This is a genomic window from Heyndrickxia sp. FW510-T9 (genome assembly GCF_058781025.1).
The window spans coordinates 1-14527 of record NZ_JBYSWK010000081.1; the positions used below are offsets into that span (position 1 = coordinate 1).

Annotated in this window: 5 protein-coding genes and 1 pseudogene; 2 read left to right on the top strand and 4 right to left on the bottom strand. The window is 34.2% G+C overall.

All coding sequences use genetic code 11. The features are described from left to right. On the bottom strand, positions 1 to 4406 hold a 4406-nt coding region (locus tag AC3WJF_RS22250; RefSeq protein WP_492456151.1), incomplete at its 3' end, for a S8 family serine peptidase. Between the two features lie 366 nt (positions 4407 to 4772). On the opposite strand from AC3WJF_RS22250, the pseudogene AC3WJF_RS22255 reads away from it, so the two are divergent. Next, positions 4773 to 5004: pseudogene (locus AC3WJF_RS22255) on the top strand (IS66 family transposase); the annotation flags it as partial. Between the two features lie 245 nt (positions 5005 to 5249). Here AC3WJF_RS22255 and AC3WJF_RS22260 read toward each other — a convergent pair. After that, positions 5250 to 10079 carry a S8 family serine peptidase gene (locus AC3WJF_RS22260; protein ID WP_492456153.1) on the bottom strand — a complete coding sequence of 1610 codons (4830 nt, stop codon included), beginning with the start codon at positions 10077 to 10079 and terminating at the stop codon, positions 5250 to 5252. A 477-nt stretch (positions 10080 to 10556) separates the two neighbouring features. After that, on the bottom strand, positions 10557 to 11465 hold the full coding sequence (locus AC3WJF_RS22265; protein ID WP_492456155.1) for a C39 family peptidase: 909 nt from the start codon (positions 11463 to 11465) through the stop codon (positions 10557 to 10559). A 453-nt stretch (positions 11466 to 11918) separates the two neighbouring features. On the opposite strand from AC3WJF_RS22265, the gene AC3WJF_RS22270 reads away from it, so the two are divergent. Next, positions 11919 to 12044 (top strand): hypothetical protein, encoded by a 126-nt coding sequence (locus AC3WJF_RS22270; RefSeq protein WP_492456157.1) that lies wholly within the window; start codon positions 11919 to 11921, stop codon positions 12042 to 12044. A 353-nt stretch (positions 12045 to 12397) separates the two neighbouring features. Here the strand turns inward: AC3WJF_RS22270 and AC3WJF_RS22275 are convergent, their stop codons facing one another. Continuing rightward, the gene (locus tag AC3WJF_RS22275; RefSeq protein ID WP_492456159.1) at positions 12398 to 14446 is read right to left on the bottom strand and encodes a DUF6270 domain-containing protein; all 2049 of its coding nucleotides are present in this window, start codon (positions 14444 to 14446) and stop codon (positions 12398 to 12400) included. Positions 14447 to 14527: the final 81 nt, after the last annotated feature.

The following is a 14527-nucleotide window of genomic DNA, read 5'->3' on the forward strand; positions in this document are numbered from 1 at the left end:
TCAATACCAGATTCAGAAGTTACGATTAATGTATATGTTCCTTCTGCTTTGACTACTGTACCACTTGTAATAGCATCACCATTTAATGTCGCTGTTCCTTTATCAAATGTAATCGTTACATCTTTATTATAGTAAGCATTGTCTTCCACTCCACTTACTACTGGCGCTGTTTTATCAATAGTGAAGTTCACTGTTGTCACATTACCAGCTTTAGAAGTTACGACTAATGTATATGCTCCTTCTGCTGTGACTACTGTACCATTTGTGAAGGCTTCGCCATTTAATGTCGCTGTTCCTTTATCAAATGTAATCGTTACATCTTTACTATAGTAAGCATTGTCTTCCACTCCGCTTACTACTGGTGCGGTTTTGTCAATAGTAAAGTGCACAGTTATTTCAATACCAGATTCAGAGGTTACGACTAATGTGTATGTTCCTTCTGCTGTGACTACTGTACCACTTGTGAAGGCTTTGCCATTTAATGTAGCAGTACCTTTATCAAATGTAATCGTTACATCTTTATTATAATAAGCATTGTCTTTCACACCGCTTACTACTGGTGCGGTTTTATCAATAGTAAATTTCACTGTTGTCACAATACCAGCTTCAGAAGTTACGACTAATGTATATTTTCCTTCTGCTTTGACTACTGTACCACTTGTAAAGGCTTGACCATTTAATGTCGCTGTTCCTTTATTAAATGTAATCGTTACATCTTTATTATAGTATGCATTATTTTCTACACCACTTACTACTGGTGCGGTTTTTTCAATCTTCACTTCTACAGATTTTGCATCTTCTGTATTTCCTGCTTTGTCCACACTTCGATAGTTAACAGTGAATTTTCCTTCATTAGATAGCTTAATTTCTCCAGAGTAATCTTGCCATTCACCATCATTCACTCTGTATTGTGTTGATTGTACACCTGAGTTATCATCGGATGCAGAAAGCGCTACTGTCACATCAGATGTATACCAACCATTTTCACCTTTAGTACCCGTTACTTTAGCTGTTGTGGCCGGAGCTGTTTTATCAATTTTTATTTCTTTAGTTTGAACAGCTTCCACATTACCTGCATTGTCTTTACTTTGATATTCAAGGACAGATGTTCCTTCATTCGTAAAGGCAATTGGTTCTGAGTAATCCTTCCATTCTCCATCATTCACTTTGTATTGAGTTGACTTTACTCCAGTGAAATCATCAGTAGCTGTAAGTTTAACTGAAACATCAGAAGTATACCAGCCATTTTTTCCTTCAGTTCCAGTAACCGTCGCTGTTGTGACAGGAGGTGTTGCATCTGTTACATTTATAATTATTTCTTTTACTGCAGAGTTTTGTCCCGCGTCATCAACAGTAAGTTTTACTTTATTCTCCCCTATTGTTAATCCGTTGATGGATGCTTTAAATGTTCCATCTTGATTTAAAGTAATCGGGGTAGTACCTTCTTGCTTTTCACCGTTGCTGTTTGTTAATTCATACTTAGCATGTAGTTTTGAATTGACATCGAAATCTTCATCTACCGCATCAACTACTGCAGGAGCCAAATCGATATACTTGTCAACAATACTACCGGAAAGTTCAAAGCTTGTACTTGTAGCTGAATATCTATCTTCTGTTACAATTTTCGGTGCTGACGATTTAATAAAAATTGGATATAGATCTACCGGTGCAACATCTACAGAGGTTATGTTTCCTTGTTTATCGGTAGTATAAGTATATATCGAGAGCACATATACTCCATCTGGTGCTTTCACTTTTTTACTAGTATTCCAATCCGTGTAGGTTCCATCAAACTTAACTGTTTTTGCGCCAGTTGTTGTTGAACTGTTCCCTACAATATATCCAAAATCGACATCTTCTTGTGTTGGATCCCAAAGTTCAATAATAGTGTTCTTTTGACTATTATAGAACTCATAACGAACTGTAGTACTATCTAATTTTCCATCACCATTTGGCGAAATATCATAGCTATCAATTGAAAAGCTCTTTAATCCTGTTGGCGGAGAAAAGTTAGCAGCGAATGGTAAAATTAATTTTGTTTTACCATTTTTATTGTTAATGTGAACATATCCTAATAACTCATTACCTGTAGTTCCTGTCCCTTTAGGAACAGTTAAAGTTACTTTCAATGCTTGCTCACCAGATCCTGGTAGCGTAAAGCTTGACATGTCAACCGTAACGTTCGCACCTGCTAGTGTACCGGTCGCAGCCTTTGTCGTTTCAACTGTAACATCATAATCACTTGCATTACCAGTTAGGTTTTTCACTTTAACATCTTTAGTAATGGTTATTGCATTACCTGTTGCAACGTTTCCGAAAGTAATTGTTCCTTTGATATTATCAATATTGGTATGAGTACTATCATAAGTTGTTTTGTCATATGAATATGCCAACGCTTCTGTTGTTGCAGCTTGAAGCGGCTGAACAAGTCCAGGTCCTTGGGCAAAGACATCATATTTTTTCGTGTCAAGTTGTTTCGCAGTGTTAGAGATTGCTACTTTAATATCGAATGGAGACCAATTTGGATGTTGTGATTTAAGTAATGCTGCAATACCTGCGACATGCGGTGTAGCCATACTTGTACCAGTAAAACGATCATATGCCTCATCATATGATGCATCTGGATAGTCCTTCCCATAAGCTGGAACGGACGACATAATATTTGTTCCCGGTGCTGTAATATCTGGCTTTAAATCATAATTAGGATTTGCTGGACCACGGGAACTGGAATCATTCACATCATCCCCAGTAGTCTGGCCAGTTGTATAGTTACTGAATGTTACCTTGCCTGTTTTTCCACCTAATGCAGTGGCTAGTGCATTTCCATCCGTATATGACATTGCGAATGATGGAATGAACGTAAATGAATCTCCTAAAAAGGCATTATCAGGTGGCCCCGGTGTTCCAGAACCTGATTGTGAATTATAAATAATGACCCCTTTGGCTCCTGCATCTTTTGCTGCTGCCAATTTTTCAACATAAGCAATGGTTCCACGAGAAACAAGTGCAACTTTGCCTTTAACATCTAGACCTTTATAGTCATCTGCTGATCCAACGTTTGGTACTGGTACTAAGTCCATTTCACCAGTAAGCACTCCAGCAGGATCCTGTCCAGATTTCCAAGCCATCATATCAAGGACGGATTCTTTTGAATACGTACCTCCTTCAATTTTTACAGTTGCTTTTTTCGTTGCTTCAGGAACAGTAGAGTTTGCTACAGAAATAGCAAATGCCGCTGTAGAAGGGCTTCCGATTGTTCCTCTGTTTGGACCGTCGTTACCAGTTGCAACAACTGCTGTTGTACCAGCAAGCATTGCATTATTAATAGCAATCGCATCAGATGATACTTGGCTATTAGTAGCGCTACCTAGTGATAAGTTAATGATATCCATTTTTTCCTGTACTGCTGTATCGATTGCTTTTATGATACCGGAATTGGACCCACTTCCGTATGCACCTAATGCTCTATAGGCATACAATTCAACTTTCGGTGCAATACCTATAACTTTCTTGCCCTGTGCGGCAATTGTTCCCGCAACGTGTGTTCCGTGTTCCGTGTAAAAAGGTTCACCAGTTTTTGCATCAAATTCCGCTTTTCCAGCTGGACGTTCTACTGGTGAAGTTTCATATGGATCATCATAGTCTCTAGTACGAGTATAATCTTTTGAGCTCGATTGATCGATGAAATTATGTCCACCTTTATAGACATCTTTTAACTCTGGGTGTAAGTAGTCAATCCCTGTATCAATAACTCCTACTTTTACTCCTTGTCCTTGATACCCTAATTTCCATACATCTGGCACATTTAGGTATGGGTTGTCCGTGTTCAACATCCCATCGGCAGATACGCCATCCCCTGATGGTTCTCCAAATGCTTTCATTTCAATATCCGGCTCTACAAATTGTACCCCTGGAAGTGAAAGTAAATCTTTTACTTGGCTCGCTTTTACTGTCATTGCGATACCGTTGAAAACTTCATTATAACGGAAGCCAAGCTTTGCATTAATACCTTTTGTACTTAGAGCATTTACAAATGTCTGTTGTTGGTTGACAACATTTTGACGTGCAGTCTGCTCCATCTTAGTGGAAAAAGACTTTCCTGCAATTTTATTAATACCTTTTGCCAAAGCGACTGGGTATTCTGTCATTCCAACAATTACGGATACCTCTTTATCGCCTGTTAAGTTTTGTAAATCAGGATGCAGTTCAGGTTTTTTAAGTAAATTAGTCTTTTCTTGGTCAATAATTTCCTTCATTTGATCTAGTGTTCCACTATCCATTTGAAGTTGGTTCTTTGCTGGTACATTACTTGTTGCTGCAGAACCATACAATGGAAATAGCATAGTGAAAACAATGGTTAATGCTAGTAAACTACTAAATATTTTTCGATAGTTGCTTGTTCTCAAGCAAATTTCCCCTCTCTACTTTTCCTCTTTCTAAATTGAAAAGCTTAAATAAATATACCCCCTAATCTTTCACCCCCATAAATAAAAACCGATTATTTTCAGATAATCCAAATTATTTTGAATTACGGATTTTATTATACTATACAATGTAATAAAATACTTCAAAAAAGTTAGAAAAATATAATATTTTGTAGTACTTTAATACCATACTGTAAAAAATGTATTATTATGTAACATTTTGTTAAATTGAAAAAAGCCATGTAGAGAATTCTCTACATGACCTTTTGTGTTTTTTCACTATAAAAATTACCGTTTTAACAACACCATTTACTAACTTGCAAATGTTCTTTATAGATTATTAGTATGATAGAGCTTAATCCTGCAGCGAATGCCATCCTTCCAAATGTTTCGGGTGGGAAAAACTAGCTTTTTTCAGTTAGTGAAGCTAGAGCTAGAGCAAACGCCATTTGTTTAAGTATCGCGGAAACAGCCAAAAGTAATGGCATTGATTTCTACGAACATAAAAAAGCTTTTGACGGACTTAACGAATCTAGTCATCCATCAAAACCCTGAAATTTCAGATCAATACATGCCCTGATCAAAAATGATTCAGGCAGAATGTAGAAAATAATGAAATAAGCCGTATATATGACTAAAAAAATCATAATATACGGCTATTTGTAATGCGTATTAGTAAGGTACGCTTATTTTTTATATTTCGGGATTACAGTTAAACTCCACTAGTTATGCTATTTTGTGTAAAGTTTCCAATTGTCCCTTAATAGAACCTTGACCATGTTTATAAGAAAAGGGGAACGCAAGAACCGTCCCCCTGTTTCGTATTTATTTTACTTTAACGCTTGCTGTTTTACTCTTATTTTTTGCCTTGTCTACTGCATATACTGTCAAGGTTGTACCTTTTTTCTGAGCTTTTATTTTGATTTTATAAGCTCCTTTGCTGTTTACAGTACCTTTGCCAAGAAGTTTTTTGCCGTTGTAAACGTAGACAGTTGCACTTTTTTCAGCTTTTCCGGAAACATAAGTTGATTTAGATGTTACCTTATCTACTGAAGGTTTTGCCGGTGGTGTTTTATCTACTACTTTAACAGTTGTAGCTTTGCTCACATTCCCAGCTTTATCAGTTGCAGTAACTTTAATTTGTGTTTCAGCCTTTTGTTTCTTAATTGTAAAGCTGTAGTTTCCAGATTTGTCGGCAGTTACAGTTTGTGTAAGTTTTCCAGCAATGTAAAGCTTCACTACTGCATTTGTTTCTGCTTTTCCTGTTACTGTTGTAGACTTATCTGAAACTTCTTTTACGGTTGGTGCATTTGGAGCTGTTTTATCAATAGTAAACTTCACTGTTGTTTTAATACCAGATTTAGATGTTACTACTAATGTATGTGTTCCTTCTGCTGAGACTACTGTACCACTTGTAAATGCTTTACCATTTAATGTAGCAGTACCTTTATTGAATTTAACTGTTACATTTTTATTATAGTAAGCATTGTCTTTAACTCCACTTACTACTGGTGCTGTTTTATCAATAGTAAATTTCACTGTAGTTTTGTTACCAGCTTCAGAAGCTACGACTAATGTATATGTTCCTTCTGCCTTGACTACAGTTCCACTTGTAAATGCTTTACCATTTAATGTCGCAGTACCTTTATCAAAGGTAATCGTTACATCTTTATTATAGTAAACATTGTTTTTCACGCCACTTACTACCGGTGCTGTTTTATCAATAGTAAAGTGTACTGTTGTTACATTACCAGCTTCAGAAGTTACAACTAATGTATATGTTCCTTCTGCTTTCACTACTGATCCACTTGTAAAGGCTGTGCCATTTAATGTTGCAGTTCCTTTATCAAAGGTAATCGTTACATCTTTATTATAGTAAGCATTGTTTTTCACGCCACTTACTACTGGTGCAGTTTTGTCAATAGTAAAGTGCACTGTTGTCACAATACCTGCTTCAGAAGTTACGATTAATGTATATGTTCCTTCTGCTTTCACTACTGTACCACTTGTAATAGCATTACCATTTAATGTCGCAGTTCCTTTATCAAAGGAAATCGTTACATCTTTATTATAGTAAGCATTGTCTTTTACTCCACTTACTGCTGGTGCTGTTTTATCAATAGTGAATTTCACAGTTGTTTTGTTACCAGCTTCTGTTGTTACGGTTAATGTATATGTTCCTTCTGCTTTTACTACTGTACCACTTGTAAAGTCTTCACCATTTAATGTCGCTGTTCCTTTATTAAATGTAATCGTTACATCTTTATTATAATAAGCATTATTTTCTATACCACTTACTTCAGGAGCAACTTTATCAATCTTCACTTCTACAGATTTTGTATCTTCTGTGTTTCCAGCTTTGTCCACACTTCGATAGTCAACAGTAAATTTTCCTTCATCAGATAGCTTAATAGGCTCTGAGTAATCCTTCCATTCACCATCATTCACTCTGTATTGTGTTGATTGTACACCAGAATTATCATCGGATGCAGAAAGTGCTACTGTCACATCAGATGTATACCAACCATTTTCACCTTCAGCTCCTGTTACTAAAGCTGTAGTTACCGGTGGTACATTATCAGTAGCGTTAACCAAAATTTCCTTTTCTGCATAATTTTGTGCTGCATCTTCAACAATAAGTTTTACTTTATTTTCGCCGTGTGTTAATCCCTTAATGGATACATTAAATGTCCCATCTTGATTTAAAGTAATTGGGGAAGTACCTTCTTGCTTTTCACCATAACTGTTTGTTAACTCATAGCTAACATGTAATTTTGAGTTGACATTATATTTTTCGTTAAATTCTTTTTTAACTATTGGAAGCCAATCGATATAAGAGTCTTTAATACTTCCTGAAAGATCATAGCTTGTACCGAAAGTTGCAAAGTTATCATCCGTTTCAATTTTCGGGCTTGTAGTCTTCACAAAAATTGGATCTATCGGTGAATCTGGTACAACCACAGTATTACCCTTTTTTGTATACAAGTTGAGCCCATATACGCCATCGGTTGCGTCTATCTTTTTACCTGCAGTAGAAGTATAACTTCCATCAAATATAAGTTCGTTCGGTCCTACCGCTGTCGAACTATTTTTCAATATATATCCGACAACTTTGCCTGCCAATGCATCATAGATGTCAATTTGAGTTGTACTTTGAGCATCATAGAATTCATAATGAGCTTTAGTACTATCTAATTTTCCATCAGCATTTGGAGAAATATCATAGTTATCAATTGAAAAACCCTTTAAACCTGTAGGAAGAATAAAGTTTGCTGCAAATGGTAAAATTAAGTTTGTTTTACCATTAGTAATGTGAATATAGCCTAATATTTCATTTCCGCTTTTCGCTCCAGCTCCATTTGGAACATTTAAAGTTACATTTAATTTTTGGTTATCTGTTAAAGTGAATTTCTCCTGATCCACAGTTACATCAGCATTTTCTAGTGTTCCTGTCGCTTTCCTTGTAACTTCTACGGAAACGGTATAATCACTTGCATTACCAGTTAAATTCTTTACTTCAATCTCTTTCGTTATTTTAGTAGCTTCATTTGCATCTGGTACTACATTTCCGAATGTAATAGTACCTTTTACATTTGGATATGATTTTCCTGAGAATGAAGTTCTATCATATGAATATGCCAACGCTTCTGTTGTTGCAGCTTGAAGCGGCTGTACACGTCCAGGGCCTTGTGCAAAAACATCATATTTTTTCACATCAAGTTGTTTCGCAGTGTTTGAGATTGCTACTTTAATATCCCATGGAGTCCAATCTGGATGCTCTGATTTAAGCAATGCTGCAATACCTGCGATATGTGGTGTAGCCATACTTGTACCAGTAAAACGATCATATGCCTCATCATATGATGCATCTGGATAGTCCTTACCATATGCTGGAACGGACGACATAATATCTGTTCCTGGTGCTGTAATATCTGGCTTTAGATCAAAATTAGGATTTGCTGGACCACGGGAACTGGAATCATTCACGTCATCACCAGCAGTCTGGCCAGTTTGGTAGTTACTGAATGTCACCTTGCCTGCATTTCCACCTAATGCATCGGCTAGTTCTTTTCCATCCGTATATGACATTTGGAATGATGGAAAGAACGTAAATGAATCTCCTAAAAAGGCATTATCAGGTGGCCCCGGTGTTCCAGAACCTGTTAGTGAATTATAAATAATGATTCCTTTTGCCCCCGCAGCCTTTGCTGCTGCCAATTTATCCACATATGCAATGCTTCCACGAGAAACAAGTGCAACCTTGTCTTTAACATCTAGAGCTTTATAGTCATCTGTTGATCCAAAGTTTGGTACTGGCACTAAGTCCATTTCACCAGTAAGCACCCCAGCAGGATCCTGTCCAGATTTCCAAGCCATCATATCAAGGTCTAATACCTTTGAATACCCATTGGCATCAAATTTTACAGTTGCTTTTTTCGTTGCTTCAGGAACAGTAGAGTTTGCTACAGAAATAGCAAATGCCGCTGTAGAAGGGCTTCCGATTGTTCCTCTGTTTGGACCACTGTTACCAGTTGCAACAACTGCTGTTGTACCAGCAAGCACTGCATTATCAATAGCAATCGCATCAGATGCTACTTGGCTATTAGTGGCGCTACCCAGTGATAAGTTAATGATATCCATTTTTTCCTGTACAGCTTTATCGATAGCCGCAATGATACCGGAATTAGCTCCACTTCCGTATGAACCTAATGCTCTATATGCATGCAATTCTACTTTCGGTGCAATACCAATAACTTTCTTGCCTTGTGCCGCAATTGTTCCTGCAACGTGTGTTCCGTGTTGCGTGTAAAAAGATTCACCATCGGAGTTAAATTCCGCTTTAGAAGCTGGACGATCAAGTGGTGTTGTTTCATATGGATCATCGCCTCTATTACGAGCATAATTTTTTGTGCTCGATTGATCGATGAAATTGTGTCCACCGGCATAGACAGCTTTTAATTCTGGGTGTTCGTAGTCAATCCCTGTATCAATAACTCCTACTTTTACCCCTTGTCCTTGATACCCTAGTTTCCATACATCTGGGACATTTAGATATGGGTTGTCCGTGTTCATCATCCCATCGGCGGATAAGTTATCATCATCACCTGATGGTTCTCCAAAAGCTTTCATTTCAATATCAGGCTCTACAAATTGTACTCCTGGAAGTGATAGTAAATCTTTTACTTGGCTCGCTTTTACTTTCATCGCGATACCGTTGAAAACTTCATTATAACGGAAGCCAAGCTTTGCAGTAATACCTTTTTTACTTAGAGAATTTACAAATGTCTTTTGTTGATCGACAACATTTTGTCGTGCAGTCTGCTCCATCTTAGTGGAAAAAGATTTTCCTGCAATTTTGTTAATTCCTTTTGCTAAAGCGACTGGGTATTCTGACATTCCAACAATCACCGATACCTCTTTATCGCCTGTTAAGTCTTGCAAATCAGGATGTAAGGAAGGTTTTCCTTGGAATTGTTCCTTCTCCTGATCAATAATTTCCTTCATTTGTTGCAGTGTTCCACTATCCATTTGAAGTTGGTTCTTTGCTGGCACATTATTTGTTGCTGCAGAACCATACAACGGAAATAGCATAGTGAAAATAATGGTTAATGCTAGTAAACTACTAAATATTTTTCGATAGTTGCTTGTTCTCAAGCTGATTACCCCTCTCTACTTCTTCTCTATCTAAATTGAAAAGCTTAAATAAATAACTCCTACTCTTTCACCTCCGTATATAAGAACCAATTATTGTCAGATAATCCAAAGTATTTTGAATTACGAATTTCATTATACAATAGAATTTAATAAAATACTTCAAAAAAGTAAGAAAAATATAATATTTTGTAATATTCTTTTACTTTTTGTTACAATACTGTAATTAATGTATTAATTTGTAACATTTTGTTAAATAAAAAAATACCCTGCAGATAATTCTCTACAGGGCTTTTTTGTATTTTTTCACTATTAAAATTTGCTGTTTTATCCACATAAATTGTCTTTTAGATTAATGATCTTAAACCTTTCAGGAGCATTATTTCAATTGTAGCTGCTGAATTATCAACCTAACTACTGCATTTGTTGTATTTTTTTTATTTACGAATCCAATTACTAACTTACAGAGATTGTAGAATATTAGTATGATAGAGCACGTTTCCCTAGTTGATTATAGTGGTAAGTCATTTGACTATAAGTCATAAACTTTTGTTTCCCATCCATTGGATCAACGTAATAAAAACCTTTTTTATCATACCCCGTTAATGCAACAGCATGTGACATATTAATACCCCAATAAACAAATTTCCCCCACATACAAACTACTTTTCCTTTTTTCAATTGTGACTGAATTTGAGAAATCGTCGCACCTGTCATATTCTTGTAACTTCCGGTGTATTTAATTGTCATAGCTTTTAATCCTGGTGGATAGATAGCTGATCCACTAGAATTATACGGACTACCAATAAATCCTTTATTCGGGTTACTTGACCTAGGCATTTCTTTTGCCATTTGCAGTTTTGTTACGTTAGCTCCCTTACCTCCTGCATGGTTAACCATCATGGTGAATGCTGTTATTTCACAACCAGTTGGTAGTTCGGGTCTCTGACCGATTGCTTTTACATTTAATTTAACCATATCTTTGTTGTTTACAAGAAAGATATTATCTTTAGTATTAGGGGCTAATTTAATAACATTCTCTGTTGTTTTTGATGTTGATCCTTTTGCAGTAGAGTTTGAAACCTTCTTTGGAGTTATCAACTTAGATGCTTTTGCAGAAACATACCCCATTTTCTTCCCAACTTTAATTTTATACGCACCTTTTACGTAGCCCTTCCCTTTTGTCCATTCTACATAGACGTACTTTTGTCCGCGTTTTACCTTTACTAGACGTTTTGATTTAGGGTCCGCTGTTACATTCACATATGTATATGAATCTAATATTTGAACAGTTTTAGACTTCGTTTTCGCTAAAACACTTGTATTAGTAGTTAGAACTACGGAAGCTATCACAACAATTGAAGTAAGTAATACAATAAATTTTTTCATTCTTTCCCCACCATTTTTGTAAAAATATTTATCTCCAGTATCAATCAGTAGTCTATTAATGTTTCTATTAAAATGAAAATCAGTGAATACTGTTATGTGATCCACTAAATAACAACCAGCTAACAAAACTAGTATTATTTTCCTATTCTATTATTATTTTAAAGTATGAAAAATTGATGTCAACAGTTTTTGATAAAATTTTACAAAAATCTTGAAGGAAGATAACTCTAAATGGTAAAAAAATAAGCAGCTTAATTAGCTGCTTGAGTTAATAGGATATTGTAACTGAATAAAATTGAAGGACTCGAGTTCTACTAGTTAGTATTTTATGATTTGTCCTCGCTCCTTAAATTCATGCTTTTTTGAATAATAATTATCTTTTTTTTATTTATTTTTAATCTTTTTCTCATAATATATGTGTATATTATGGGAAAGTTTAAAGGAGGTGAAATAATGTGGATTCGAATTATTCCGGTAATATTATTTAGTATCACAGCATTCTCACTAGTAGCATTTCAATCACTTGAAATTGTACATGCATTTTTTGACTTTATAGCTGATAAAACAAATATTAAATAATTTACATAAATTAAAAAGCCTTTCTCTAATTAAGAGAAAAGCTTTTTTTGAGTTTTTTAAAGAGTATTATCCTTAATAGTGGATAATTTGCTCCATTCTACTCTATTTATTTTAGCTAGTTTTAACTTCAGCATTTTTTTCTGGTGGATTTTAACTAGCAAATATAACCCACCCTGCATGCACACTACTGCACCCAAATGCCGAACAGCAAAGGACAAAGTGGGTGTAGGATGAAGATTTTGCGATATTTAAATCAAAGAAATAAGATCCCACCAACAATCATTTCGAGAGAAGAAAGAGGGTGTTCTCTTGTTTCGTTTGAAAGAAAACTTACTCTGTAGAGTTCATAGTAATTACTTTAACTTATCTTGTAAAATTATCTTTGTTAATCTATTCAAAAATTCTTTATAATATTCACTTTGATAATGTGAATATGAAAGACCAAAAGGATAGTTAATATCCCCGATAAAATTAGTATCAGTTAAGTCAATAGTTTTAACGTTAGGCAGTATATACATAAAATAATTGTCAAGTTTTTCCCAAAAGTAATTATTGCGCCTTATTAGATTAGGATCTTTGAAATTTTTAATGTTTCTATTTTCATCAAAATAAACTGGCGTAAACCGACCTTTATTTAAAATGATTCTTTCTTCTGAAATAATTTTCTTTATTTCAGAAACAAATGTATGAGCTGCCTTTTTCCAGAGATTAAAATATTTATCATTATCTGAATGGTCAATTATTTCTACTAACGGTAATTTTTTCACATTCTCGTTTCTCTCTAAAATATAACTTCCTGTAACATATTGATTCTCCCCAAGTTTTAACACTGATTTACATGCATCTGGATAGAGGTCAATAATAAAATAATCTGGATCTGCTTGTATTAATTTATCAAAGAAAGATTTATCAAAATCCATTTTAAGAAAATCGACATCATTTTTGCTAATATTTTCAAGTATATCTAAATCTAAGCTACTTTTCTCTGATACAAGACTTATTAATGATGAATGGAATTGGGTAAATACACAATCGAAAATATTCTTATAACCGGGATTAAAGTATGAACTAGAATTAAAAGCATTTCTACTAAAACAAGTTCCTAATACAGCTACCTTCATTACATCTTTTTTATTCACATTTTTTTCTGCGACCAAAATGGAAAGTGTTTTTGATTTATTTATTAATAGCTTTGCCTGAAAACAATCATTTTTACCTTTTATGCTAAAAGAATGAAAGTCTCTTTTTTTAACAGTGGATATATCAATAAATAAATCCAACTCGTGCATTTTTTTATTTTTCACTCTCACAAACATATCCCAAACTTCATTTTCTCTTAGAATTATATTGGATAAAAGTTGATTTTTTTTAACTGTAATAGATAAATTATCCTGTGATCTAATACCAGAAAGTAACATTGTATCGTAGTATTCATGATTGTTTCCAATTTTATTTTTTCTTTTAATAATAAAATCCCATTCATCACTAATGTTTTGAACATTTTTACTTATAGCTAAAGTAATAGATTCATCCGTTTCACATACTTCCGTTGCAAAAATACTCTTTTGTATACTAGAAATATATAAAGCTAATCTCTTATCACTAGTAATGTAACTTTTAATTTTGTAAAAGTTATTAGATTTTAATGGATAATATTTAAAATCGTTATCCATATTTTTATTAATTTGTAATGGGTAAATACTTTCTGCCTGATTGCCACCATTTACAAAAAGGTAAATGTCCCAAATAGCTTCAAATTCTTGATACTTTGAATAAATTGTTTCTGCAACATTACTAACAATTTCAATAGTAGAACCATTTATTCTATTAATTGTGTCAATTTCAATTGTATCTTCATGGAATGGCAAATCTAGTTGACTCCGTTTTTTAAACTTCAATGATATTAAATTTTTCAATAATAATTCTTGATTATTATTGTCTGTTTCTATAATTACAGTTAAAAGACCATTCTCGTAATTAATATATTTTGCAATAAAATTAGCGTTCCATTTTTTCACAAAAAATGCAAGGCAATTATCTTGAGTTATATAAGGTTTCACTTGGAAAATATACTGCTCATCACTAAAATAATTTAGATTTTTTTTTAATGAGTTACTAATCTTCACTCTATATTCTCTTTGATTGGTAATCATATAAATATTCCAGATTGTTTCATCTGGATAGTTCTTGTGATCAAGAATTGATTGTAAATTTATTTTGATTCTAATACTATTATTAATTCTCTCAATATCTTCTAAATGGATCTCCGATTTGTACTCAAAATCCCGACCATTGTTTTTTTTTCTAATAATAAATGTTGGATTACTTTCATTTGAATTTCCAACAATCAACAAGTCAGCAGTTTCATGATTCCATTCAATATCTTGTAATAAAAATTCCATAAATATTTTCTTCCTTTTATAAATTTTCCGAATTTTAAAGGTATAAAAGTAATTATTATGATCATAAAACATTCTTTAGAC